Below are 24723 nucleotides of genomic sequence, written 5' to 3' on the forward strand. Positions count from 1 at the left end.
AGCGCCCGCAGGGCGCGTATCGAGATCCACCCACCGAAAGACGCGGGGGCTCGACGCGCCGCCGCGCGGCCACTCGACAGTGAGGACGGTGGAGTGATGCGGCGGGGTGTCTTATCCCTCCCCCGACGGACCACCTCACGGACTGTGCCCACTGCTGCATCTGTCGGCATCGCATCGCGCCGCGCCCAGACGGTTCGGAGGGCCGGACCGGGTGGGGGAAGTGACCTGAAAGGACACTGTCCGACGACCGTTCGGTCGTGACCACCCGGCCCGGTGAAGTCATCCAACCGAATCGCGAGATCCGGAAGGAGACACCGACATCGTAACCACCACCGAGGGGGTCGGACCAGGGGGCGCGGGGATCGGCACGCAGAGCAGCTGCGTCACGTCGGGTCCTCGATCTCACGGGTCGAGTACGGCAGGAGAGCGCGGAGCCGTTGCCTCCCTGCTGATGGAGCAGCTGCCGGGGCGCGTAGAAAGATCCGCCCTCCAGGCGATCGTGGGTCTCGATACGCCGCTGCGCGGCTACTCGACCAGCATGGAGGGGCGCGGTCCGCTCAGCATGCCGGTGAGCACGCGCAGCAGATGTAGCAGGCGTAACAGCTCCGGCCGCAGCATGCTGATCGGGTAGCGGCCGCAGGGCGCGTATCGAGATCCACCGACCGGACGACCCCGGTTCTCGATACGCCGCTTTGCGGCTACTCGACCAGCGTGGAGGGCGCGGTCCGCTCAGAAGCCGGGGTGCAAGCGGCGATGCACTACTTCTTCGCCTTCGCGGCGGCCTTGGCCGCCTGCTTCGTGGCGCGGACCTTGGCGAGGGACTCGGGCGAGACGATGTCGGCGACCGAGCGGAACGAGTCCTCCTCGCCGTAGGCGCCGGCGGCCTCGCGCCAGCCCGCGCCCTCGAAGCCGCGGCGCTTGCCGAGCAGGGCGACGAAGATCCGGGCCTTCTGGTCGCCGAAGCCGGGCAGCGCCTTGAGGCGCGCGAGCACCTCGCGGCCGTCGGGGTCGTCGCGGGTCCAGATGGCCGAGGCGTCGCCGTCCCAGTCGTCGACGATCGCGCGGCAGAGGGTCTGCACCCGGCCGGCCATGTTCGCCGGGTAGCGGTGGATCGCCGGCGGCGTCCGGGACAGCTCCGAGAAGCGGTCCTCGTCGAAGTCCGCGATCGCGGCCGCGTCGAAGGACGACCCCTCCTCCGCCAGGCGCTCCGAGAGCTTCAGCGGCCCGGAGAACGCCGTCTCCATCGCGACCTGCTGATCCAGAAGCATCCCGATCAGCAGGGCGAGCGGGTCGCGGGTGAGCAGCGCATCGGCATCGGCGTCGTCGGTGATGTGGAGGGCGGAGTCGGCGGTCATCCTCCAGGGATACCACGGACGGCGGGACCGCCGCCGAGCAGCGCCCGGACCGTGCGGTCGATCGTGCCGAGCGCCGCACCCAGCTCGAGGTCGCTCGCGCTGCCGTAGCCGAGCACGAGTGCCTCCTCCTCCGCCCGGTCGGCGAGCGCGTAGTCGTCGAGCGGAGCGACGAGGAGCCCCTCTGCCGCGAGAGCCGCCACGACCACCCTCGCGGTGAGCGGCGACGGCAGCCCGAGCACCACGTGCAGCCCGCCGTCGAGACCGCGCGCCGAGCCCCAGTCGATCGCCTCGGAGAAGTCGCGGACCAGCCCGCGCCGATGCGCGTAGCGCCGCCGGGAGCGGGTGAGGTGCCGCCGGAAGCCGCCGCCCGCCATGAAGGCGGCGAGCGCCTCCTGCGTCGGGCCCGAGACGGAGGCGTCGCGCTCGGCGTCGACCTGCCGCACCGCCCCGTGCAGCCAGGACGAGGGCGGCAGCGCCAGGTACGCCACCCGCAGCCACGGCGAGACCGTCTTCGAGAACGAGCCGACGTGCGCCACTCCCCCGCCACCGTCGAGCGAGGCGAGCGCGGGCAGTGGCGCGCCCACGTAGCGGAACTCGCTGTCGTAGTCGTCCTCGATCACCAGGAGCCGCTCCGTCGCCGCGCGCCGCACCAGCTCGAGCCGGGCGGCGAGCGCCAGGCGCCCGCCGGTCGGGTACTGGTGCGACGGAGTGACGACCACGACATCCGCGCCGCTCACCGCGAGTGCGTCCAGATCGATCCCATCGGCGTCGACCGACACCCCGACGAGCTCGTGCCCCTCCGCCCGCAGCCGCCGCCGCACCGCCGGATAGCCCGGGTCCTCGACGGCGACCCGCACCGGGCGCGCGAGCGCCGCGGCGGCGGCCCGCACCAGCAGAGCGACCGCGTCCGCGGTCCCGCTCGTCACGAGGACGTCCTCGGCCTCCACGTCGATCCCGCGCGAGCGCCGCAGCTGCTCGGCGATCTGCGTCCGGAGGCCCGCGTGCCCCGCTGCCGTGGGCAGCTCCGAGGGCGGAGCCGAGAGCGCCGGGCGCCAGGCGGCCCGCCACTCCGGCCCGTCGAGATCGCGCGTGTCCGGGCGTCCCGGCCGCAGATCCAGCCGGACCGGCAGCGGCACCGCCGCGGACTCCGCCCGCTCGACCCGTGACCGGATCGGCACGACGACCCCGTCGGCCGCCACCGTCACCGCCGCGCGCGGATGCGCCACGAGGTAGCCCTCGCCGACCAGCTGATCGACCGCCGCGACGACCGACCCGCGCGACACACCCAGCTGCTGCGCCAGGACCCGGCTGGACGGGATCGCCTCCCCTGCCGCGTAGCGCCCGTCGAGCACCGCGACCCGCAGCGCCTCCGCCAGTCCGGAGCGGACCGATCCGCGCTCAGGCAGGCGCAGCAGCAGCGGCACCTCGAGATCACCGGACGCCATGGACTCCCCCACTCTGGACCACTCGACCCGTGGCTCCCTGGCATTCTCGCAGATCCAGCTCGCCCGCGATGCTCAGAGCATGGACACCCTCGACACCACCGACCGCACCCGCGTCACCCGGCTCCGCGACCGCCAGGTCGTCGACCGCGGCGCCCTCGACGCCCTGCTGGACGAAGCGCTGATCGCGCACGTCGCCGTCGTCCGCGACGGCGCCGCCATCGTGCTGCCGATCCTCTTCGCCCGCGACGGCGACGACCTGCTGCTGCACGGCTCGAGCGGCGGCGGGCTCCTGCGCGAGGCCGCCCGCGGCTCCCTGCTCACCGTCGCCGTGACCCTGGTCGACGGCCTCGTCGTCGCCCGCTCCGCCTTCGACAGCTCGATGAACTACCGCTCCGCGATGATCCTCGGCCGCGCCGAGGCCGTCGAGGGCCCCGGCAAGGCCCGCGCCCTCGACCTGCTCACCGAGCGCTTCCTGCCCGGCCGCCCCGCCGAGACCCGCCCGAGCACCGCCCGCGAGATCGCGGCCACCCTCGTCCTCTGCCTCCCCCTCGCCGAGGCCAGCCTCAAGATCCGCGCCGCCGGCCCCTCCGACGACGCCGACCAGACTCCGGGCGTCTGGGCCGGCACCGTCCCCCTGGTCACCCGCACCCTCGCCCCGGTCCCCGCCCCCGGCTCCGCGCCCGAGCTCCCGGCGTCCGCGACCGCCTTCACCCGCGCGGTCGACAGCACGGTGCCGCCCTTCCGCTGACCCCGCGCCTGCATCAGGGGACGAGTCCGCAGACCCGCCCGGTCGACGACGGCGGGTCTCGATACGCCCCTCCGGGGCTACTCGACCAGCATGAAGGGCCGCCCCCCCCTGCTGATCGAGTAGCCCGCGCAGCGGGCGTATCGAGATCCACCCGAGTCAGCAGGCGAGTCTGCAGACCTGCCCTGCTGACATCGCCGGGTCTCGATACGCCCCTCCGGGGCTACTCGACCAGCATGCTGGGGCCCCCCGCCGAGCACGAGGAGCGGGTGCGGTGCCTCGTCGCGGCTCCTGGCTCGGGTCTGGCGGGCGCGCCGCAGGCGCGCGGGAAGGAGCCGCGGCGAGGTACCGCACCCGCGCCGTCACGCAGTGACGCGCCCCGAGCCGTACCCGCGCCGTCGCGCAGCGACGCGCCGAAGTGGACCCTACTTCGTGTCCTGCCTCGGGAACACGACCTTCTGCACCACGATGATCACCGACGCCGCCACCGGGATCGCCACGAGCGCCCCCAGTACCCCCGCGAGCGTCCCGCCCGCGACGGCCGCGATGACGACGACCGCACCCGGCACGGACACTGCGCGGTTCATGATCCGCGGGCTGAGGATGTACGCCTCGACCTGCATGTAGACGAGGTAGTAGATCGCCGCGACCAGCGCCGTCACCGGCGACGCGAGCAGGCAGGCGAGCGAGATGATGACGGCGCCCGAGATCGTCCCGACGAGCGGGATCAGCGACCCGAGGAAGGCCACGCAGGCCAGCAGCGCCGGCACCGGGCCGCCGATGATCAGCAGCAGGATGAAGGTCAGCACGCCGTTGACGGCTGCGAGCGAGACCTGGCCCACGACGTAGCGGCCGACCGCGCCGGTGATCTCCTCGCCGACCTCGCGCGCCTTCGGGCGGTGGGAGGCGGGTGCGAAGCGGTACGCGACCGACTTCATCGAGCGCAGCGAGGCGAGGAAGTAGAGGGTGAGGATCAGCACGATGATCGCGCCGGTCACGCCGCTCGCGATGCCGCTGCCGACCGCGAGGATGCCGCCGCCGAGCGAGAGCAGGTTGTCCGGGTTGCCGATGAAGCTCTGCACGTTGCCGATGAGCGAGTCGACGTCGACGACGCCGCTGAGCTGCCGCTCCAGGTCGAGCACCCACGGCTGCGAGGCGATGTCGGAGACGATCCGGGGAGCGCTGGTCACGAAGATCGTGAGCTGCTCGATCAGGATCGGGATGATGTAGAGGAGCAGCCCGGCGAAGATCAGCAGCACCGAGGCCAGCACGATCGTGATCGCCAGGGCGCGCGGGATCTTCTTGCTCTCCAGCCAGGAGACGAGCGGGTCGAGGCCGAGCGCGAAGAACAGCGCGACGAAGACGTAGGTCAGCACCGTGCTCAGCGAGACGACCAGTCCGCCGACCACGAGCGCCACCAGCACGCCGAGGCCGCCGAAGAGGCCGATGCGGAACGAGCGGATGGTGAACTGCGGCCGCTCGGGGTCGCTCGACACCACGATGTCGGGCTCCACCGCGGGCTGGGCGGGCGCGGCGGCACGCCGGCGAGAGCGGGCGAAGGCGCGCGGGGTGATCATGCGTCGAGCGTAGCGGGGCGCGGACGGCCGCCCGCGCCGCCCGGGAAGGCTTGACGAGGAGCCGCGGCGGGGGCGCTCGCCGGGTGCTCAGCGCTCGGGATCGTGCTCGTCGACGGCCGGGTCGTCGCGGTGCAGCTCGGCGTGCCGGTCCCACTCGCCGAGCAGCTGCTCGACGGCCGCGTGGAAGCGGGCGGTCGCGGCTCCGGGGCTCGTGTCACCGAAGTAGTGCGCGACCCAGCGCTCGAGCCGCTCGACGGCCGCGTCGTCGTGCTCGACGCTCTCGAGCCGCGTGACGACCGCGCCCGCGTCCTCGGCGCGGAGCCACTCCGCGTCGCCCAGGTAGCCGGACTCGTCGACCTCGGCCAGCGAGCTGGTCGGCCGCGTCACCAGCAGTGGGCGGCCGGTCGCGAGCCGGTCGTAGACCATGGCCGAGACGTCGAGCACCGCGACGTCGGCGGTGAGCTGCCAGCCGAGCTCGGCGGAGGTGTCGTGCACGTGCCGGGCGCTCGGGTCCGCCGCGTTCGCCGCCGCGATCAGGGCGACGATCTCGCGGTCGGCGGCCCCGTAGGCCGGATCGACGGCGCCGCTGCGCGGGTGCGGCCGGTAGACGAGGCGGTAGCGGCGATCGGCGAGCAGGGCGCGGGTCAGCGCGACGCCGTGGGTTCGGACCGAGCCGTAGCCGGCGGCCGGGCGGTCGCCCTCCCAGGTGGGGGCGTAGAGCACGACCCGGCGCTCGTCCGCGGGGTACGGGGTGCGGCCCGAGACGTGGTCCGCCTGCGGGCGGCCGATGGCGATCGCGCGCTTGTCGAAGTCGAAGTCCCAGAGTACGCGGCGCAGGCGCGCGAGCGCGGCGTCGCCGGCGACGAAGCTGTAGTCGTACGCCTTGAACTGGTTGGTCGTCATGTACATCTTGTCGCTCTCGCCGTGGTTGACGAAGACGTGCCAGCGGCGTCCGTAGCGCATCATCTGGAAGTTGCGCGCGTTCTGGTTGACGTAGAGGACGACGCGGAGCGGCTGCTCGTCGATGGCGGTCTCGAGGTCGGCGACGGAGCGCACGTGCGCGACCGGGACCGGGCTCTCGCGCAGCAGCGCCCGGGTCGCGGATGCGTTCCGGGAGAGGATCACGACGGGGTGGGTCTTCGCGAGCTCCTGCAGCGGGGCGTACCACTGGCGCAGCTGGTAGAGGTTGATGTCGCCGTCGGCGAAGTAGACGCCGATCTCGAAGAGGCCGGGCGTCAGCGGTGCGCGCTCGGCGAGCTCGCGGGCGACGTCGCGGCGAGCGCGCCGGGCGATGAGCAGGTCGCGGGCCACTCCGCGCGCCAGCGTCGCATCCCGGAGCAGACGGGAGAGGACGGCGCGGGGGGCGGGAGTCATCCGTCCAGGCTACAAGCCGGGGTTCTGTCTGCTGATCGAGGAGCCCGCAGAGCGGACAGCATGCTGATCGAGTAGCCCGCGCAGCGGGCGTATCGAGATCCACCGACGTCGGAAGACGAGTCTGCAGACCGCCGTGCAGACGAGGGCGGGTCTCGATACGCCCCTCCGGGGCTACTCGACCAGCATGTGTGCGGGCGTTTCTTCCAGGTAGATCGACCGGCGTCAGAAGACGAGTCTGCAGACCCACCCTGCTGAGGACGGCGGGTCTCGATACGCCCCTCCGGGGCTACTCGACCAGCATGTGTGCGGCGTCTCTTCCAAGGAGATCCATGCTGATCGAGTAGCCCGCGCAGCGGGCGTATCGAGATCGACCGGCGTCAGAAGACCAGTCTGCAGACCCACCCTGCTGAGGACGGCGGGTCTCGATACGCCCCTCCGGGGCTACTCGTCCAGCTTGTGGGGCACCGGGGTGACCCGGAGCCAGACGAACTGCAGGGGGGCGAGGCGGAAGCCCTCGCGGAGGTCGACGGCGATCTCGGTGACCAGGTCGAGCGCCGCCGGCGCGAAGCCGCCGAAGCGCTCGGGCGCGATCTCCTGCGCCTCGTCCGAGACGTTCGCCAGGACGAGCACCGCCTCGCCGTCGCCGGGGCGCTGGTAGCCGAGGACGTGGTCGTTCACCGCGTCGAAGACGGTGAGGGCGTTCCCCGCGAAGAGGTCGGTCCGCTTGCGCACCGCGATGAGGTGCAGGAGCCCGCCGAAGATCTCGGCCGCATCGGCCCCCGGGGTCTCGCGCTCGGCGTAGCGCTCCGCGGGCCGCCGCGGGCGGTTCACCCAGCGGGAGTCGCCCGCGGTGCTCGGATCGTCCAGATAGCCGTGGTCGTTCAGCTGTCCCACCTCGTCTCCGAGGTAGAGCAGCGGCAGACCGCCGGTGCTGAGCGCGATCGAGTGCGCGAGCAGCACCCGGTCGATCCCGTACGGGTCGCCGGCCTCGACGCCCGCGAGCGACGCGGTCGTGCCGGACACCCGCCGGTCGCCCGTGCGCGGGTTCTCCTGGAACGGCACGCCCCGGGCGAAGGTCCCCTCGAAGCGGTCGGTGTAGAAGTCGTTGAGGAAGCGACGGTGCCCGGCCGCGTCGATGCCGAGCTCGGCCGCGTCCTCGTCGGCGAAGGTCCAGCCGATGTCGTCGTGCCCGCGGACGTAGTTGACCCACGCCGTGCCGGCCGGCAGCGCGTGGCGCCGCTCGAGCGCCTGGGCGAGCAGCCGGACGTCGCGCGTCGCGAGCGCCTCCCAGGTCAGGGCCATCTGCAGCGGATTGTAGGAGAGCTGGCACTCCTCGAGGTCGATGTACTCGATCACCTCGTCGGGGTGCACGATCGCCTCGGACTTGAAGAGCAGCGACGGCGCCGCGAGCCGGCAGACCTCGTTGAACGCACGGAGCAGCAGGTGCGCCTCGGGCTGCGACTCGCAGGTGGTGCCGAGCTCCTTCCAGATGAAGGCGACCGCGTCCATCCGCAGCGCGTCGACGCCCTGGTTGGCGAGGAAGAGCATCTCGCCGGCCATGGCGCGGAAGACCTCGGGGTTCGAGTAGTTGAGGTCCCACTGGTAGCGGTGGAAGGTCGCCCACACCCAGCGGCCGTCCTCGAGCTGCACGAACGAGCCGGGGTGGTCGTCGGGGAAGATCTCGCGGGTGGTGCGCTCGAAGGCGTCCGGCTGCTCGCGGTCCGGGTAGATCCAGTAGTAGTCCTCGAAGCGCTGCTCGCCCGCGAGCGCCTTCTGCGCCCACTCGTGCTCGTTCGAGGTGTGGTTGAAGACGAAGTCGACGACCAGCGCGATGCCGTGCTCGCGCAGCTCGGCCGCGAGCCGGCGCAGGTCGTCCATGTCGCCGAGGTCCGGGCGCACGCGGCGGTAGCTGGACACCGCGTAGCCGCCGTCCGACTCCCCCTCCGGCGCGTCGAAGACCGGCATCAGGTGCAGGTAGTTGAGCCCGATCTGGCGGAAGTAGGGGATCTCGGCGCGCAGCCCCGCGAGGTCGCCGGCGAAGCGGTCGACATAGCAGACGCCGCCGAGCGCCTTGTTCGAGAGGAACCAGTCCGGGTGCTGGCCGCGGGCGCGGTCGAGCGCGCGGAGGTCCTCCGGGCGCTCCTGCCACGAGGTCGCGGCGAGCTCGACCAGGGCGACGATCTGCTCGACGAGGTCGTCGCGTCGGGCGTAGACCGCGGAGAGCAGGTCGACCAGCCGCGGGAGGCGCGCATCGAGTCGGGTCTGGACCTCCGGATCGGCGACCGCGCCGCCGAGGGCGTCGACCCGCGAGCGGACCACCGCGATGAGGTCGCCAGGCAGGGGCACCGGCTCGTCCTGCACTGCACCGGGCAGCACAGAACCGGGCAGCGCAGAGGGGAGCTGCGTCGAATCGAACACCGTCGTCCTTCCGAAGGGCTTCCGCCCGGCGGGGGGCGGATTCCCCGATGCTAGACGATCGGGGGACGCCCGGCGACCGTCATGCGCAGCAGCGTCCGACCTGCCAGAATGCGGCGCTCCCCCGGGTCGGCGGTCCAGCCCTCGCGCCAGCCGGCGAACCAGGCCCGCAGTGCCGGGCGGTCGCTCCGCCAGCGCAGGCACTGGATCGCGGTCCACGAGGCGACGTAGGCGAGCGCGAGCGGAGCCGGCAGCGAGCGGCGGGCGAGCCACACCCGGTTGCGGGCGTTGAGGCGGTAGTAGTCGGCGTGCCGGGTCTGCTGGATCACCGGGTGCTGCGCGACGAGCTCGCCCGCGTACCAGGTGCTGCGGCCGGTGTCCCAGACCCGCCAGGCCAGTTCGATGCCCTCGTGCGCGTAGAAGAAGGGAGCGGCCCAGCCGCCGGTCTGCTCGAAGACGTCGCGCCGCAGCACCACCGCGCCCTCCCAGACCGAGAAGACCGGTCCGGAGCGGCGCGGGTCGCCCTTGAGGATGCGCGGGGTCCAGCGCCGGGGCGCGGGCGTGCCGTCGACGCTGTCCACGCGCGGCTGCACCATCCCGATCCGGCGCGGCGAGGCGAGCAGCGCGATCGCGTCGCGGAGGAAGCTCGGGGAGGGCACGCGCGCGTCGTCGTCGAGGAAGAACAGGTACTCCCCCGCGACGGACGGAACACCGGCGTTGCGGCCGGCCGGGATGCCGAGGTTCTCCGGCAGCGCGAGCGCGCGGACGCCCTCGGGCAGTCCCTCGGGCACCCAGCCGTTGCCGACGCAGACGACGTCGAGCTCGACGCCCTCCTGCGCGAGGACGCTGGCGAGCCCGGCCGCGAGGTCGTCGGGGCGCGTGCCCTGGGTCAGGACGACGACGCCGACCCGCGGCATCGCGCCCGGCTCAGGAGCGGACACGCTTGGACGCCATGATCGCGACGAAGTGCCCGACGAGCGCGAGGAGCGCGAGCGGGAGCAGCGCCGAGACGAGCACGCGATCGGCGGTGCCGGCGCCCACCAGCAGCCCGACCAGGCTCGCGGCGAAGGCCAGCATGGTCAGCTCGACCGAGTGGTAGAGCCGGTGGAACGGCAGGAACCGCGCGGCGCGGCGCAGGCGGGCGAGCGCGGAGGAGGACGGCGTCGCCTCCCCCTTCGTATCGGCGAGCTTCGTCAGCCCGGCGTTCGCCCGGGCGACGTGCACCATGTCGTTGAGCGCCTTGTTCAGCACGATCACCAGCGCCAGAGCGAGGCCGATCGTCGTCCAAAGGAAGTCCTCGGGAGCGTCGAAGGGGAGGCCCGCGGCGCGCAGCCCGAGCGCGATCGGGATCAGCGACTCGGTCGTGTAGTGGCCGACCTTGTCCAGGAAGACGCCGGCGGGCGACGAGGTCCGGCGCCAGCGCGCGACCTCGCCGTCGCAGCAGTCCACGAGCATTTGCAGCTGCCCGAGGATCAGCGCGAGGGCGGCGCCAGCGATCCCCGGGATCAGCAGCGCGGCGGCGGCGCTCCAGCCGACCAGGATCATCAGCCCGGTCACGCCGTTCGCCGAGATCGAGGTGCGCAGCAGCAGCATCGTCAGGTACGGCGAGAAGCGGCGCAGGTAGAGCGAGGCGGTCCAGTGCTCGGCGTTCCGGCGCCCGCGGACCTCGGGCGGCTGGGCGACGGCGCGGAGCTCGGCGATCGATCGCGGTCTGGCGGTGCTGGTCATGCGTCCCTCGCGGAGTCGGCGGCGGGGTCGGCCGCGGGGTGGTGGCGGTGCGCCGCGATGTTGCTGGTGAAGCCCGCGAAGCCGAGCACGAAGCCGGTGCCCCACGCGACGTGGATCGAGGGGATCACGACGAGGAACCACAGCATCGCGCGCGGTCCGTCGGCGCGCGCCACGGCGACGGTCGCCGCCGCGACCAGCAGCAGGTAGCCGACCGGGACGACGAGGCCGAGCAGCAGCCAGGGCGCCGCACCGAGCAGCGCCTGCACAGCTCCGGCGATCCCCAGGAGCACGCCGAGGGCGAGAAGCGCCACGAGGACGGGGGGTGCGAAGTAGCGGACGGAGCGCGAGGCCGGGAACAGCCGGGTCAGCTCCCCGCGCCACATCCCGGTGGAGAGGAACTGCCGCAGCAGCGCCCGCATCGACGGCCGGGGGCGGTAGGTGACGGTGAGCCGCGGGGTGAACCAGACGAGGCCGCCCGCCTCGCGCAGCCGGCGGTTCAGCTCCCAGTCCTGGCCGCGCTTGAAGCGCTCGTCGAAGAGGCCTGCACGCTCGAGGGCGGAGCGGCGGAAGACGCCGAGGTAGACGGTGTCGGCCGGGCCCTCCTCGCCGCCGACGTGGTGCGGGGTGCCGCCGAGGCCGATCCGCGAGCCGTAGGCGCGGGCGACGGCGCGCTGGAACGGCGTCAGCCCCTCGGCCGCCATCACTCCCCCGACGTTCGCGGCGCCCGAGCGCTGCAGCGCCTCGACTGCGATCCGCGCGTAGTCCGGCGGGAGGACCGAGTGCGCGTCGACGCGGACGACGACCGGGTGCCGCGACGCGCGGATCGCCGCGTTCAGCCCGGCGGGAGTCGAGCCGACGGAGTTGGCCACCACGCGGATCCGCTCGTCGGCCGCGCTGAGCTCGGCGACGAGCTGCTCGGTGCCGTCGATGCTCGGCGCCAGCGCGAGGACGACGTCGAACGGCCCGGTGTAGTCCTGGGCCAGCAGGGAGTCGACCGCCGCCCGCACGTGGGTGACCTCGTTGAGCACGGGCATCACGTAGGAGACGCCGGGCAGATCGGGGAGGTCGTCCGTCGGGGTCTCGGGCTGCATGGGTCCAGTTCGTGAGGCGGGGCCGGGCGTCCTGGCCGGACGCGGGCGCCCCACACTACCAGCGGGCCGCACGCCGCCCCGCGGACGCGGAGCAGCCCCCGAGGACGGATCCCCGGGGGCTGCTTCTCGGTGGTGCGACGGTCAGCTGGTGGCCATGGTGCCCAGCGTGACGTCGATCTCGAAGGTCTTGCCGCTGCGCACGTAGGTCATCGTGACGTCGGCGCCCGCGGCCTGCGCGCGCACCTGGGCCGTGAGGTCGGAGGCGCTCGTGATGGGCGTCCCGGCCACTCCGGTGACGATGTCGCCTGCGGCCAGGCCGGCGGCCTGCGCGGCTCCGCCGCTGGTCACCTCCTGGATCTTCGCGCCGAGGACGTCCTGGGTGGAGTCCGAGACGCTCGCGCCGAGGAGGCCGTGCGTGGCGGAGCCGTTCGCGATGATCTCCTTCGCGACGCGCTCGGCGATCGCGCTCGGGATCGCGAAGCCGACGCCGATGTTGCCGGACTGCCCGCTCGAGCTCGAGGACTGCCCCGCGCTCGCGATCGCCACGTTGACGCCGATCAGCTCGCCGTCGCTGTCGAGCAGCGCGCCGCCCGAGTTGCCGGGGTTGATCGCCGCGTCCGTCTGGATGACGGGCAGCGAGATGGTGCTGGTCGCCGGCGTCTGCTGGGTCTGGCCGGGGATGTCGAAGTTGAACGGGCTCTCGGTGCTGCCGCTCGAGCTGTCGCCCGAGTCGTCGGGGGCGGCGGAGGAGGCGACCTGGATGCTCCGGTTGAGCGCGCTCACGATGCCGTCGGTGACGGTGCCGGAGAGGCCGAGCGGCGCGCCGATCGCGACGGCGGTGTCGCCGACGTTGACCTCGGACGAGTCGGCGAAGGTCATCGGCACCAGGTCGGTCGCGTCGGCCAGCTTGATCACGGCGAGATCGAGGGTCGGGTCGGTGCCGACGATGGTCGCGGTGAAGATGCGGCCGTCCGAGGTGGTCACGGTGACCGCGCCGTCGGAGATCTGACCGTCGAGGGTCACGACGTGGGTGTTGGTGAGGACGTAGCCGTCCTTGGAGAGCACGATGCCCGAGCCGGTGCCGGACGAGGAGCTGCCGGCGACGGCGATGGTCACGACGCTCGGGGTCGCCTTGGCGGCGACGGCGGTCGCGGTGGTCGCGTCCTCGGCGTTGTTCACGGTGATGGTCTGCGAGCCGCTGGAGGACACGACCCGGGTGCCGGCTCCGTTGGACGCGGACCAGAGGCCGAAGACGCCGGCCCCGGCGACTCCGCCGACGACCGCGCCGATGGCGAGGGCGGCTACGACCCCGACTCCGGCGCGGCGCTTGGTCGCGGTGGGCCCGACCGGGGGCTGGCCGCCGCCGAACGAGCCCTGCTCGCCGACGGGCGGCTGCTCGGTGCTCTGCACGGTGTGCGCGGCGGGAGGGGCGAACTGGCCGTAGCGCGGGGTCGGCGCAACCGGCTGCGCCTGGTTCCCCTCCGCCGAGTTGGAGGTGTAGGACGGGAGGGGCTCGGTGGGCCCGGTGGACGACGACGGCGCTCCGGTGCCCGAGGGGTACGTGGGCTGTCCGGGGGTGTGCTCGCCGGAGATGGGCTGGTTCGCCTCGTGGCGGCGATCCTCCGGCGTGCGGGGATCCTCCGGCTGACGAGGACCGTCGTGACTCTCGGTCATGGGTGGTGCTCCTTCCAAGCGGGGATAGCTTGACCAGCGAACCTGTGCGTTCCTTATGACGGGCCTGCGAGCGGCACGCCAAAGCGGACGCGCTGCGCGGGCGCGCCTTCAGCCGCCAGACTGACAAGGTGAGCATCCCCGGATCCTGGACCCGCGCCGCCGCCGGCGCCGGCCTTCTCGGCCCGAGCGGCGAGGTCGCCGCCACCGTCTTCAGCGAGATGAGCGCGCTCGCCGCGCGGACCGGGGCGATCAACCTCGGTCAGGGCTTCCCGGACGAGGACGGGCCGCAGGAGGTGCTCGAGGCGGCGCGCGCGGCGATCTCGGCCGGCCTCAACCAGTACCCGCCCGGGCCCGGCTTCCCGGTGCTGCGCGAGGCCGTCTCGGCGCACCAGCGGCGGTTCTACGGTCTCGAGGTCGACCCGGACGGCGAGGTCCTGGTGACGACCGGCGCCACGGAGGCGCTCGCGGCGACACTGCTCGCGCTCCTCGAGCCCGGCGACGAGGTCGTGACCTTCACTCCGCACTACGACGCCTACGGTGCGCTGATCGCCCTGGCCGGCGGTGTGCACCGCACGGTCCCGCTGCGGGGAACCGACTTCCACGTCGACCACGAGGAGCTGACGGCCGCCGTCACCGACCGCACTCGCGTCATCCTCGTGAACGACCCGCACAACCCGACCGGCTCGGTGCTGCCCGCCGAGACCCGAGAGCTGATCGTGCGGCTGGCGCACCGGCACGACGCGCTGGTCGTCACCGACGAGGTCTACGAGCACCTGCGCTTCGACGGCGGCCACGTGCCGATCGCGACGCTGCCCGGGGCTCGCGAGCGCACCCTCACCGTGTCGTCGGCGGGCAAGACCTTCAGCACCACCGGCTGGAAGATCGGCTGGATCACCGGGCCGCGAGAGCTGATCACCGCGGTGCTCGCAGTGAAGCAGTTCCTCACCTACGTCAGCGGCTCGCCGTTCCAGGGAGCGGTCGCCATCGGCCTCGGGCTGCCGGACGCCTTCTTCACCGGCATCGCGGCGACGCTGGAGCGCAAGCGCGACGTGCTCTCCGCGGGACTCGCGGCAGCCGGCTTCACGGTGTCGCCGTCGGCGGGATCGTACTTCGTCGTCGCGGACGCCGCTCCGCTCGGCTGGGACGACGGGGTCGCCTTCTGCCGGGCGCTGCCCGGGCTGGCCGGAGTGGTCGCGGTGCCGGTCTCGGCGTTCTGCACCGCGGCGGACGCGGACGCCTACCGCTCGCTCGTGCGGTTCGCGTTCTGCAAGCGCTTCGAGGTGCTGGACAGCGCGGCGGAGCGGTTAGCGGGACTCGCGCGCCACGGCTGAGCGGCGTCCGGCCCGCACGGGGCGGACCTCGAAGCGGCGCAGGGCGAGCGCGGGGTTCTTCTCCCGCGCCGAGGCGATGCGCTCCTGGGAGAGCCAGGCGACCGCGACATCCTCGACCTCGCCGAGGGTCGCGATCTCGACCCCCATCGGGTCGACGATCATGCTGGTTCCCACGCCGATCGGCGGAGTCTGGTCGGCGGCGACGAGGTAGATCGTGTTCTCCAGCGCGCGGGCGGTGACCAGGGTGCGCCAGTGCGCCTCCTTGAGCGGGCCGCGGACCCACTCGGCGGGAGCGGCGACCACGTCGGCGCCCGCGTCGACGAGCCAGCGGGTCACCTCCGGGAAGCGCAGGTCGTAGCAGGTCTGCAGGCCGACGACGAGGCCGCCGACCTCGAAGGTCTGCGGCACGCCGATCTCGCCGGGCGCGACCCAGTCGGACTCGGTCTGGCCGAAGGCGTCGTAGAGGTGCAGCTTGCGGTAGGTCGCGACGACCGCTCCCCCGGGCTCGACGGCGACGAGGGTGTTGGCGATCCGCTTCCCGTCGTCGACCGACTCGACCATGCCCGCGACCAGGTGGACGCCGAGCTCGCGGGCGATCTCGCCGAGCCCCTGCACGAACGGGCCGTCGAGCGCCTCGCCGGCCGCGACGAGCTCGGGGCCGAGCGGATCGACGAAGAACGAGCTGTACTCGGGCAGGACGACGACACCCGCGCCGCGCTGCGCGGCGACGCCGGCGAGGCGGCCGATGACGGCGAGGTTCGCCGCCCGGTCGTCGGTCGGGGCGAACTGCGCGACGGCGAAGCCGACGGCAGTCGCGCTCGCGGCCTGGGCGGCCTTGCGGGCCGAGGCTCTGCGCTGGGCCGCCATCAGCTCGGCGGGTAGAGGAAGAGCGCGACGCTCGAGGCCGGGATCGTCCGCGCGTGGTACGCGTGGTCGTTGCCCCAGTTGTACTCCTCGAGCGAGACGGTGCCGTCGGCGTTGACCGACTGGACGTAGGCGACGTGGTTGCCGTTGAACCAGGCGACCGCACCGGGGACCGGGGTGCTGCTGGTCTCCCAGCCGTGCGAGGCCCACTGGCCGGCCCAGGCGTAGGCGCTGCCGCCGCCGGGGGTCATGTTGCCCCAGGTCCACTTGAACGGCGCGCCCGTCGAGCCCTGGTCCCGGTTGAGGCGCCAGGCGACGAAGTCGACGCACTCGCGGTAGTAGTAGCGCAGCGGGGAGAGCCCGCCGCCCTGGTCGTCGGTCAGCGCGTCGCGCCAGGGGTAGTCGTCGCCCTCCTCGCGCGGAGTGACGGAGGTGCTGGAGCCGGCCGAGCGGCTCGTCGCGGCTCCGGTCGAGGTGCCGGAGGCCTCCTCGGCGGCTGCCGCTGCTGCGGCCGCGGCGGCGTCGGCGGCGGCCTTCTCGGCGGCGGCGGCGAGGGCTCGCGCCTGGGCGGCGGCCTCGTCGAGCTGCGCCTGCGTGGGGGCGGTGAAGGAGTCGCGGATGACCTCCTCCTGCACGGCGGTCGAGGCGACGGTGAGCTTCTGGTTGCCGAGCGCCTGGATGCGGGCGGCGGCCTCTGCGGCGGCCTGCGAGTCGGGGGCCGTGTCGAAGGAGTAGGCGGGCAGCGCCATCACGGCGACCATGCCGGCGATCGCGGCGGCGGCGACGGTGCTGACGGTGGTGCGCAGGACGCGACCCCGGCGGCGGCGGACCGGCGCGACGCTCGCGAGGACGGGCGTGCGCACCGCGACGGGGGCGACGGGGACCGGGCGGGTGCGGGGAGCCGGACGCTGGGCCTGCGCGGCGGACTCGGCGTCCCGCCGGCTGCGCCGGGTGAGGTGGATCCCCTCGCTCGCGGACCCGTCCCGGGTCGCTCCTGCGGTCTCGTCCACCTGTTCGTCGCTCACACCAGCACCCTTCGCATCCCGGACGAGGATAGCGTGCGCCCCGGCCCGACACACCGACCGACTCGGCGCACCCGCGGAGCGGGCCCCTCCTGCTGATCGAGCAGCCGCGAAGCCGGCCCCTCATGCTGATCGAGTAGGCCGCGCAGCGGGCGTATCGAGATCCACCGGCACCAGAAGACGAGTCTGCAGACCCGCCCTGCTGGTCACGGTGGGTCTCGATACGCCCCTGCGGGGCTACTCGACCAGCATGCAGGGCCGCGCTACGGGCGATCCGTCGGCGGAGCGGCCCGCGATGTGGGCCCTTCATGGAGAGCAGCCCGCGAAACGGGTCCTCCACGAAAGCAGCCCGCCGAGCGGGCCCCTCATGTTGATCGAGTAGCCCGCGGAGCGGGCGTATCGAGATCCACCACCGTCAGAAGCCGAGTCTGCAGACCCGCCCTGCTGGGGACGGTGGGTCTCGATACGCCCCTGCGGGCTACTCGACCAGCATGTAGCCGCAGTCGCAGTCGCGGTCGCAAAGCAACGTGCTCCTCGTGGTCCGCGCATCGGCGGAGTAGCGTCGCGCGCAGGACGCGGCGACGGCGCTGCGCGGACAGGAGTGGTCATGATCCGGAGCGAGCGGGCCTTCAGCGGGTTCAGCGTGCGGGACGTCGAGGCGGCGCGCGCGTTCTACGGCGACGTCCTCGGGCTCGAGGTGTCGGTCAACGCGATGGGGATCCTCGACATCGCCCTGCCCGGCGGCGGGAGCGCCATCGCCTACCCGAAGCCGAGTCACGTGCCGGCGGAGTTCACGATCCTGAACTTCGCAGTCGAGGACGTCGAGGCGGCGGTCGCGGCGCTCAACGACTCGGGGGTCGTCACGAAGATCTACTCGGACAGCGAGATGCCGACCGACGAGAACGGCGTGATGCGCGGGCGCGGGCCGACGATCGCCTGGTTCCGCGACCCGTCCGGCAACGTGCTGAGCGTCATCGACGCCGCTTCGTAGCGCCGCTCAAGCTCGCGTTAACGACGGAAGCCGGCCGCTTTCGCGACCGGCTTCCGTCTTCTTGTTGCGGGGGCAGGATTTGAACCTACGACCTCTGGGTTATGAGCCCAGCGAGCTACCGAACTGCTCCACCCCGCGGCACAAGAAGAGACACTACACGGGGATCCGGAGCGATGCAAATCGAGGGGCGGGTCAGGACGGGCGGGGTCGCTCTCGACGGCTCAGGCGGGCTTCGTCGCGGTCCACGCGACGCCGTTCGCAGTGCCCGCGGCGACCTCGAGACCGGTCGCCCGAAGCGCCTCCGCGACGTCGTCCGCGGTGCCCTCCCAGGTGAAGACCGCGGCGTCGACGACCCGCGGCCGCGCCTGAGCCCCGACGACGGCCACGCCGCCGGGAGCCGTGAACCACTCGACGATCCGCGCCCACTCCTCGAGATCGGGGAGCCACGCGACCGCGTCCAGGGTCGTCACGACGGCCTCGAAGGCGTCGGGCTCGGGCAGCATGTGCCGCAGCTCGTAGACGTTGGCGCAGATGAAGCGGGAGCGGCCGTCGAGTCCGCGCTCGCGCGCGTCCTCGCGGGCCAGCCGGACCGCCGGCATCGAGAAGTCGACGCCGATGACCTCGTCCCCCCGCTCGGCGAGCAGCAGCGCACCTGCTCCGGTCGAGCACTGCAGGTGCAGGACCCGCGCACCGACAGGCACCGCCGCCCCGAACGCCCGGAGGGGCGCGCCGTCGCCGGCACGCCCCTCCCAGTACTCCCGGTTCGGATCGAGCCACTCCCCTGCACGCAGGTGCTCGCCACGATCGACCTGGACCATCGGCCTACTGCTGCCCCTCTGCCGTCAGCGCCCGCTGGAGCGCCTCGGTGAGCTGCTCGTCGGCCGCCGCGAACGCGGTCAGGTCGCCGGCGCGCAGTGCCGTCTCGCGGGCGGCGAGAGCGGTGCTCGCGTCGCTCAGCGCGGCCTGCAGCTCGGTCTGGTCGCCCGTCGGGGTGCCCGTGCCCGTGTCGCCGGTCCCGGTGTCGCCGGTCCCCGGGTCCGCGGTGTCGGTCGGCGTCGGGGTCGGTGTGACCACCGTGCCGGTGTCACCCGCGTCCGCTCCCGAGTCGCCGCCGAAGAGGCTGTCGAGGGCGGCGTCGAGGGTGTCCTCGAAGGCGATGTCGTCACCGAACGCGACGAGGACTTTCTGCAGGAGCGGGAAGCTCGTGTCGCCGTTCGAGCTGACGTAGATCGGCTGCACGTAGAGCAGACCGCCGCCGACCGGCAGGGTGAGCAGGTTGCCGCGGGTCACGGTGGTGTCGCCGCGCTGCAGCAGCGCGAGCTGGTTCGCGACCGTCGGATCGGTGTTGAACGCGTTCTGCACCTGCCCGGGCCCGGGGACCGTGTCGTCGCTCGGCAGCTCGAGCAGGCGGAGCGTGCCGTAGCCGTCGGCCACCGCGCCCTCCGTCGACCCTGCGTCCGAGTCGGCGACCAGGTAGCCGGTGAGCACGTTGCGGCTCGCGGCGCTGCCGGGTGTGCTCGCCGGGATGTACGTGGAGTACAGCGAGTAGGACGGCGTCTCGACGTCGGGCGTCTGCAGCGTCAGGTAGTACGGCGGCTGCAGGGTGTCCCCGCCGCCGACCGCCGCGGCGCTCGCGCCGCCGGAGGTCGGGTCGTTCGGCGTCGACCAGGCGGCCTCGCGGGAGTAGAAGGAGCCCGCATCGGTGACGTGGTAGGTGCCGAGCACGGCGCGCTGCACCTTGAAGAGGTCCTCCGGGTAGCGGACGTGGCTGAGCAGCTCGGCCGACATCGCGCTGATCGGCTCGACGGTGCTCGGGAAGATCTTCTGCCAGGTCTGCAGGATCGGGTCCTCGGTGTCCCAGGCGTAGAGCGTGACGCTGCCGTCGTAGGCGTCGACCGTCGCCTTGACCGAGTTGCGGATGTAGTTCACGTCGTCGGTCGGGAACTGCTGCTGGGTGTTCGTGTCGGCGATCGCCTGCGAGAGGCTCTGCACCTCCGAGTACGGGTAGTCCGCGGAGGTGGTGTAGCCGTCGACCACCCAGACGACGCGGCCGTCGACGACGGTCGGGTAGGCGTCCGAGTCGAGCGTCAGGTACGGAGCGACCTTCTGGACGCGCTGCACCGGGTCGCGGTCGTAGAGGATCTGCGACTGGTCGTTGACGCCGTCCGAGAGGAAGATCTGCTCGGACTGGAACTTGATCGCGTAGACGAGCTTCTTGAAGACGTTGTCGAGCGAGGGTCCGCCCTCGCCGTCGAAGGTCGTGTAGGTCTGCTGCTCGCCCTCGGTGCCCGACGGGTAGTCGAGCTCGATGTTGCGGTCGCCGGTGCCGCCGACGATCGAGTAGCCGGGCGAGTTCTCGCCGAAGTAGATCCGCGGCTCGTAGTCGCCGAGGTCGCCGGTCGTCGGGACGCCGGACTCGATGAAGACGGGCTCGCCGTCGGCCGAGCGCTGGTTGCCGTAGGCGGCGACCAGGCCGTAGCCGTGGGTGTAGACGAGGGTCTGGTTGTACCAGGTCTGATTGGTGCCGAGGCCGTTGAGGTTCAGCTCGCGGACGCCGACCACGGCGTCCTGCGTCGAGCCGTCGATCGAGTACCGGTCGACGTCGAGCGCGTTCTGCTGGTCGCCGAACGAGTAGTACTGGCGGAACTGCTGCAGCTGCGAGAAGGCGTCGGTCACGACGGCCGGGTCGAGGATGCGGATGTTCGCCGTGGTCTCCGCATCGGAGCGCAGCGCGCCCGGCTCGGCGTCGGTCGTCGCGTCGTAGGGGATGACCTGGACGTCCGAGACGCCGTAGGCCTGCCGCGTCATGTCGATGTTGTCCTGGATGTACGGCTGCTCGAGCGTGCGCTCGTTCGGCTCGACCTGGAACTTCTGCACGACCCACGGGTAGAGCGAGCCGACGAGCAGGCTCGCGACGATGAGGAGCGCCGTGCCGATGACGGGCAGGCGCCAGCGGCCGATGAAGGCCGTGATGATGAAGAGGACGGCGATCAGCGCGGAGATCGCGGCGAGGATCTGCAGGCCGGGGATCGTCGCGTTGACGGAGGCGTAGGTCGCTCCGGTGATGCGGGCGCCCTGGCGGCTGAGGGTCGCGTACTGGTCGAGCCAGAGGCTGACCGCCTGCACGAGCAGGTAGAGCGCCGCGATGATCGCGAGCTGGATCCGCGAGGACTTCGAGATCCGCACCTCGCGGCCGTTGATCCGGATCGCGCCGTAGAGGTAGCCGGTGGCCAGGGTGGCGAGCGCCGAGATGATGAGGACGGCCGAGGCGAAGCCGACGATGCTCTGGTAGAAGGGCAGCTCGAAGAGGTAGAAGGACGTGTCCAGGCCGAACAGCGGGTCCGTGTCGCCGGAGGGCGTGCGGTTCCAGAAGGTCAGGCTCGTCTGCCAGCGGGTGGAGGAGGAGACGCCGGCGAAGAGGCCGAGCACGGACGGGATGCCGAAGGTCGCGAGGCGGCGCAGCGGCTCGACGACCTGCTGGTAGCGGTCGATCTGCGAGTTCAGCTTCGCGTAGACCGGCCGGAGCCGGTAGGCGAGCGTCAGGCTCACGAAGACGGGGACGGCCATGGCGACGAAGCCGATGACGAAGAGCCCGCCCGCGGCGAACCACTGCGTCGTCAGCACCGAGAGGAACCCGAGCTGGTCGTACCAGAGGATGTCGGTGTAGAGACCGGCGAAGACGAAGAACGCCACCACCAGCACGGCGACCACCACGACCGTGACGGCGAGAACGCTCCGTCTCTTGCGCGGGGGGGCTTCGGTTGCTGCAGAACTCACGGATAAGCCTCTTGCTGTAGAGATGTGACGGGAGGCTCCCCATGGTAGGCGACGACCGCCGGGGGGACCTGAGCGTCGCCCTCAGGGAGCGGGCCGGCGGCTCCGCCCTGAGCGGACAGGCGGTCCGGCGGCCGTCGCTCCTTGCGCCGGTGGATCTCGATACACCCGCTCCGCGGGCTACTCGATCAGCATGAAGGGGACGCGACGCAGGGCACACATGCTGGTCGAGTAGCCCCGCAGGGGCGTATCGAGACCCGACGTCATCAGCAGGGCGGGTCTGCAGACTCAGGTGCTGACGCTGGCGGATCTCGATACGCCCGCTCCGCGGGCTACTCGATCAGCATGAAGGGGACGCGACGCAGGGCACACATGCTGGTCGAGTAGCCCCGCAGGGGCGTATCGAGACCCGCCGTCCTCAGCAGGGCGGGTCTGCAGACTCCTGTTCTCACGGTGGTGGATCTCGATACGCCCGCTGCGCGGGCTACTCGATCAGCATGAAGGGGACGCGACGCAGGGCACACATGCTGGTCGAGTAGCCCCGCAGGGGCGTATCGAGACCCGCCCGCCGTCAGTCGATCGGGGTCGCGCCGTCGCAGGTCGGCAGGGCGTCCGTGTCGCCCGCGGCGACGCCCTCGAGGGCGGCGAGCGAGTCGTCGAGGGTCGCGACGCTGAAGACCTGGAGGCCGTCGGGCACGTGGCCGACGACCTCGTTGCAGTTGCCGGCGGGCGCGAGGAAGTACTGCGCTCCGGCGTCGACCGCGCCGAACATCTTCTGCCGGATGCCGCCGATGGCGCCGACCTCGCCCGCGGCGTCGATGGTGCCGGTGCCGGCGACGGACGCGCCGCCGTTGAGCGCGCCCTCGGTGAGCTTGTCGATGATCCCGAGCGCGAACATCATTCCGGCGCTCGGCCCGCCGACGTCGTCCAGCTGGATGTCGACCTCGAACGGGAAGTCGAAGGCGGCCCCGGCGACGATGCCGATCACGGCCGCTCCGTCGTTGACGACCGGGGTGACCTGCACGTCCTGCTCGGCGCCGCCCCGCTCGACGGTGAGGGTGACCGGCTGCTGCGTGCCCGAGGCCTGCACGGCGGCGCGGAGGGCTGTGACGTCAGCGACCGGTTCCCCCGCCACGGCGACGATCTCGTCGCCGGTCTCCAGCGTGCCCGCGGCGGGCGAGTCGTCCGGGATCTGCACGACCGAGACGCGCTGGCCGACCGGGTAGCCGAGCTCGGTCAGCGCCGCGGCGATCGCCTCCTGCTGCGAGTCGGTCATCTCGGCCTGGTTCGCCTGGTCGCGCTCCTCGACCGTGGAGGACGGCGGGAAGATCTGCGCGACAGGAACGACGGCCTTGGTGCGGTCGAACCACGCGGTGGCGACCTCGATCCAGGTCGGGAGACTCTGCGGGTTGCCGACCACCGAGACGGTCAGCATGTCGAGCGTGCCCTCGGTGGGATAGGTCGTCTCATCCGGGATGGAGATCAGCGGCACGTCCTCGCCGCTCGTGCCGAGGGTGTCGAAGACGGGGCCCGGCTGCTCGATCACGTACGGGGCCGGAGTGACGCCGAGACCCACGACGAGCGCGACGCCGGAGAAGAGGACCGCGGGCCCGACCCAGGCGCGCCGGCCGCGCGGGGAGGAGGGGCGCGGGTCGACGGAGAACAGCAAGCGGGGGCCTCTCTGGGGACGTGCGGGGCGGCGGCGCCGGCGTGTTCGCGGCGGGCGGAAGCGGGTCGGGGCCGGGCGGTCGACTTCACGTCGTGGCCCCGGACGCTCGGGCTAACGTAGCTTGCACGACTGGGAGTCGTGTCACGATCCGTCGCCCGAACCGGGTGTGCTGAGGCCGGCTCCACGCGACGAGAGAGGGCTCTCCGAATGGCCGAAGGCGACAACGCGGACCGACCGGGCGGCGGCTCCGAGGACGAGTTCCGCGACATGCTCCGGCAGTTCCTCTCGGGGAACGGCCCGATCGACCCGAGCCAGCTCGCGGGCGCCGCCGGGCTGCCCAACGATCCGGTCGCGCTGCAGAACCTGCTCTCGCAGCTGCAGAGCGCGATGCAGCAGTCGGGCGGCGGGATCAACTGGTCGCTCGCGCTCGAGCAGGCCAAGCAGCTGGCGCGCGCCGAGTCCGTGCCGGTCACCGACGCCGTCCGCGCGCCGCTCGACGGCGCCTTCGGCGTCGCGGCGCTCTGGCTCGACGAGGTCGCCTATGTCTCCGAGCTGAGCCGCCCACCGCGCACGATCAGCCGGCTCGAGTGGATCGCGCTCACCATGCCGGTCTGGACGCAGCTCGCCGAGCCGGTCGCGCTCAGCATCTCCGACGCGCTCACCGGAGTGATGCGCGACCAGGCCCCGGAGGAGATGAAGGCGATGATCGCCGGCGCCGAGGACATGATGCGCGGCATCGGCGGCACCCTCTTCGCCCTCCAGCTCGGCCAGGTCGTCGGCCAGCTCGCCTCCGAGGTCGTCTCGGGCGGCGACATCGGCATCCCGCTGCTCGAGGAGAACGACGCGGCGATCCTGCCGCAGAACGTCGCCGCGTTCGGCGAGGGCCTCGACATCCCGATCGATCAGGTGCAGATCTACCTCGCGGTGCGCGAGCTCGCCCACGCGCGGCTCTTCCGGCACGGCAAGTGGGTCCGCCTCGCCCTGATCTCGCAGATCACCGACTTCGCCCGCGGCATCACGATCGACACCACCCGCCTCGAGGAGCTGGCCGAGAACTTCGACCCGTCGAACCCCGAGGAGCTGCGCGACGCGATGACCTCCGGCGCGCTGATCCCGCCGAAGACCGAGGAGCAGCTCGCCGCGCACGGCCGCCTCGAGACGATGCTCGCGCTGATCGAGGGCTGGGTCGACGTCGTCACCGCTGCGGCGACCACCCGTCTGCCCAGCGCCGGCGCCATCGCCGAGACCGTCCGCCGCCGTCGTGCGTCGGGCGGCCCGGCCGAGTCGGCCTTCGCCACGCTCGTCGGCCTGGAGCTGCGGCCGCGCCGCCTCCGCGAGGCCGCCGCGATGTGGCAGGCCGTGACCGACGCGGTGGGACCGGAGGCGCGCGATGCGCTCTGGTCGCACCCCGACGTCCTCCCCGGCTCGGACGATCTCGACGACCCATCGGCCCTCGTCGCGCGTCTGAGCGCCGAGGCCCGCGGCGAGACCCCGGAGCCCGACGAGATGGACCGCGCGCTCGAGGAGCTGCTGAACGGCACGACGCCCGCGGCGCCGGAGGGCGACGCGCCCGACGGCGGCCGCCCGGACGACGACAGCACCCCGCCCACCGGCGACCGCCCGGTCTGACCCCGGCGCGGGAGGCGTCCACGACCTGTGGACAACTCC

18 protein-coding genes and 1 tRNA gene are annotated in these 24723 nt (G+C 72.6%); 4 read left to right on the forward strand and 15 right to left on the reverse strand.

Annotated features, from left to right (window positions below; all coding sequences use genetic code 11):
- Positions 1-758: 758 nt before the first annotated feature.
- Positions 759-1355: an HhH-GPD-type base excision DNA repair protein gene (locus tag HQQ86_RS08510; protein WP_173287713.1), complete on the reverse strand. Its 597-nt coding sequence runs from the start codon at positions 1353-1355 to the stop codon at positions 759-761.
- Positions 1352-2800, reverse strand: a complete 1449-nt coding sequence (locus HQQ86_RS08515; RefSeq protein WP_173287714.1) for a PLP-dependent aminotransferase family protein — start codon at positions 2798-2800, stop codon at positions 1352-1354. The genes HQQ86_RS08510 and HQQ86_RS08515 overlap by 4 nt, the downstream gene beginning before the upstream one ends.
- A 79-nt stretch (positions 2801-2879) precedes the next feature.
- Between HQQ86_RS08515 and HQQ86_RS08520 the strand changes: the two genes are divergently transcribed.
- Entirely contained in the window at positions 2880-3548 is a 669-nt protein-coding gene (locus tag HQQ86_RS08520; protein WP_173287715.1) for a pyridoxamine 5'-phosphate oxidase family protein, read from the forward strand.
- 422 nt (positions 3549-3970) lie between these two features.
- On the opposite strand, the gene HQQ86_RS08525 is transcribed toward HQQ86_RS08520, so the two are convergent.
- The 7 genes from HQQ86_RS08525 to HQQ86_RS08555 form a co-directional block, all read right to left on the reverse strand.
- Positions 3971-5122, reverse strand: coding sequence for an AI-2E family transporter (locus tag HQQ86_RS08525; RefSeq protein ID WP_173287716.1), 1152 nt, complete (start codon positions 5120-5122; stop codon positions 3971-3973).
- Between the two features lie 87 nt (positions 5123-5209).
- A complete protein-coding gene (locus HQQ86_RS08530) occupies positions 5210-6496 on the reverse strand; it encodes a CDP-glycerol glycerophosphotransferase family protein (protein ID WP_254071979.1) in 1287 nt (428 codons plus the stop codon).
- A 441-nt stretch (positions 6497-6937) separates the two neighbouring features.
- Positions 6938-8842 (reverse strand): amylosucrase, encoded by a 1905-nt coding sequence (locus tag HQQ86_RS08535; protein ID WP_173287717.1) that lies wholly within the window; start codon positions 8840-8842, stop codon positions 6938-6940.
- Between the two features lie 122 nt (positions 8843-8964).
- Positions 8965-9828 (reverse strand): glycosyltransferase family 2 protein, encoded by an 864-nt coding sequence (locus tag HQQ86_RS08540; RefSeq protein ID WP_173288731.1) that lies wholly within the window; start codon positions 9826-9828, stop codon positions 8965-8967.
- Between the two features lie 10 nt (positions 9829-9838).
- On the reverse strand, positions 9839-10639 hold the full coding sequence (locus HQQ86_RS08545; RefSeq protein ID WP_173287718.1) for a CDP-alcohol phosphatidyltransferase family protein: 801 nt from the start codon (positions 10637-10639) through the stop codon (positions 9839-9841).
- Positions 10636-11730, reverse strand: a complete 1095-nt coding sequence (locus HQQ86_RS08550) for a glycosyltransferase family 2 protein (RefSeq protein WP_173287719.1) — start codon at positions 11728-11730, stop codon at positions 10636-10638. Before HQQ86_RS08550 ends, HQQ86_RS08545 begins: the two co-directional genes overlap by 4 nt.
- Before the next feature lie 141 nt (positions 11731-11871).
- Positions 11872-13404, reverse strand: coding sequence for a S1C family serine protease (locus HQQ86_RS08555; protein ID WP_173287720.1), 1533 nt, complete (start codon positions 13402-13404; stop codon positions 11872-11874).
- 128 nt (positions 13405-13532) lie between these two features.
- Between HQQ86_RS08555 and HQQ86_RS08560 the strand changes: the two genes are divergently transcribed.
- Positions 13533-14735, forward strand: a complete 1203-nt coding sequence (locus HQQ86_RS08560) for a pyridoxal phosphate-dependent aminotransferase (protein WP_173287721.1) — start codon at positions 13533-13535, stop codon at positions 14733-14735.
- Here HQQ86_RS08560 and HQQ86_RS08565 read toward each other — a convergent pair.
- Positions 14709-15602 carry a carbon-nitrogen hydrolase family protein gene (locus HQQ86_RS08565; protein ID WP_173287722.1) on the reverse strand — a complete coding sequence of 298 codons (894 nt, stop codon included), beginning with the start codon at positions 15600-15602 and terminating at the stop codon, positions 14709-14711. The two genes, HQQ86_RS08560 and HQQ86_RS08565, sit on opposite strands and share 27 nt — an antisense overlap.
- Positions 15602-16624 (reverse strand): CHAP domain-containing protein, encoded by a 1023-nt coding sequence (locus HQQ86_RS08570; protein WP_173287723.1) that lies wholly within the window; start codon positions 16622-16624, stop codon positions 15602-15604. The genes HQQ86_RS08565 and HQQ86_RS08570 overlap by 1 nt, the downstream gene beginning before the upstream one ends.
- A 604-nt stretch (positions 16625-17228) precedes the next feature.
- On the opposite strand from HQQ86_RS08570, the gene HQQ86_RS08575 reads away from it, so the two are divergent.
- On the forward strand, positions 17229-17612 hold the full coding sequence (locus HQQ86_RS08575; RefSeq protein ID WP_173287724.1) for a VOC family protein: 384 nt from the start codon (positions 17229-17231) through the stop codon (positions 17610-17612).
- Between the two features lie 64 nt (positions 17613-17676).
- On the opposite strand, the gene HQQ86_RS08580 is transcribed toward HQQ86_RS08575, so the two are convergent.
- The 4 genes from HQQ86_RS08580 to HQQ86_RS08595 form a co-directional block, all read right to left on the reverse strand.
- Positions 17677-17750, reverse strand: a tRNA-Met gene (locus HQQ86_RS08580).
- A gap of 83 nt (positions 17751-17833) precedes the next feature.
- Positions 17834-18430, reverse strand: a complete 597-nt coding sequence (locus HQQ86_RS08585; protein WP_173287725.1) for a class I SAM-dependent methyltransferase — start codon at positions 18428-18430, stop codon at positions 17834-17836.
- A 4-nt stretch (positions 18431-18434) separates the two neighbouring features.
- Positions 18435-21389: a UPF0182 family protein gene (locus HQQ86_RS08590; RefSeq protein ID WP_367948597.1), complete on the reverse strand. Its 2955-nt coding sequence runs from the start codon at positions 21387-21389 to the stop codon at positions 18435-18437.
- A 568-nt stretch (positions 21390-21957) separates the two neighbouring features.
- Positions 21958-23055 (reverse strand): PDZ domain-containing protein, encoded by a 1098-nt coding sequence (locus HQQ86_RS08595; RefSeq protein ID WP_173287726.1) that lies wholly within the window; start codon positions 23053-23055, stop codon positions 21958-21960.
- A gap of 207 nt (positions 23056-23262) precedes the next feature.
- On the opposite strand from HQQ86_RS08595, the gene HQQ86_RS08600 reads away from it, so the two are divergent.
- Positions 23263-24684, forward strand: a complete 1422-nt coding sequence (locus tag HQQ86_RS08600) for a zinc-dependent metalloprotease (protein ID WP_173287727.1) — start codon at positions 23263-23265, stop codon at positions 24682-24684.
- Positions 24685-24723 lie beyond the last annotated feature (39 nt).

Origin of the sequence: Rathayibacter sp. VKM Ac-2857 (assembly GCF_013205025.1) — a bacterium.
Taxonomy (GTDB): domain Bacteria; phylum Actinomycetota; class Actinomycetes; order Actinomycetales; family Microbacteriaceae; genus Rathayibacter.

Coding starts and splice junctions, on each gene's coding strand:
- HQQ86_RS08510 (WP_173287713.1), bottom strand. CDS start 1,355: ATGACCGCCGACTCCGCCCTCCACATCACCGACGACGCCGATGCCGAT.
- HQQ86_RS08530 (WP_254071979.1), bottom strand. CDS start 6,496: ATGACTCCCGCCCCCCGCGCCGTCCTCTCCCGTCTGCTCCGGGATGCG.
- HQQ86_RS08565 (WP_173287722.1), bottom strand. CDS start 15,602: ATGGCGGCCCAGCGCAGAGCCTCGGCCCGCAAGGCCGCCCAGGCCGCG.
- HQQ86_RS08520 (WP_173287715.1), top strand. CDS start 2,880: ATGGACACCCTCGACACCACCGACCGCACCCGCGTCACCCGGCTCCGC.
- HQQ86_RS08525 (WP_173287716.1), bottom strand. CDS start 5,122: ATGATCACCCCGCGCGCCTTCGCCCGCTCTCGCCGGCGTGCCGCCGCG.
- HQQ86_RS08600 (WP_173287727.1), top strand. CDS start 23,263: ATGGCCGAAGGCGACAACGCGGACCGACCGGGCGGCGGCTCCGAGGAC.
- HQQ86_RS08585 (WP_173287725.1), bottom strand. CDS start 18,430: ATGGTCCAGGTCGATCGTGGCGAGCACCTGCGTGCAGGGGAGTGGCTC.
- HQQ86_RS08545 (WP_173287718.1), bottom strand. CDS start 10,639: ATGACCAGCACCGCCAGACCGCGATCGATCGCCGAGCTCCGCGCCGTC.
- HQQ86_RS08540 (WP_173288731.1), bottom strand. CDS start 9,828: ATGCCGCGGGTCGGCGTCGTCGTCCTGACCCAGGGCACGCGCCCCGAC.
- HQQ86_RS08515 (WP_173287714.1), bottom strand. CDS start 2,800: ATGGCGTCCGGTGATCTCGAGGTGCCGCTGCTGCTGCGCCTGCCTGAG.
- HQQ86_RS08555 (WP_173287720.1), bottom strand. CDS start 13,404: ATGACCGAGAGTCACGACGGTCCTCGTCAGCCGGAGGATCCCCGCACG.
- HQQ86_RS08575 (WP_173287724.1), top strand. CDS start 17,229: ATGATCCGGAGCGAGCGGGCCTTCAGCGGGTTCAGCGTGCGGGACGTC.
- HQQ86_RS08550 (WP_173287719.1), bottom strand. CDS start 11,730: ATGCAGCCCGAGACCCCGACGGACGACCTCCCCGATCTGCCCGGCGTC.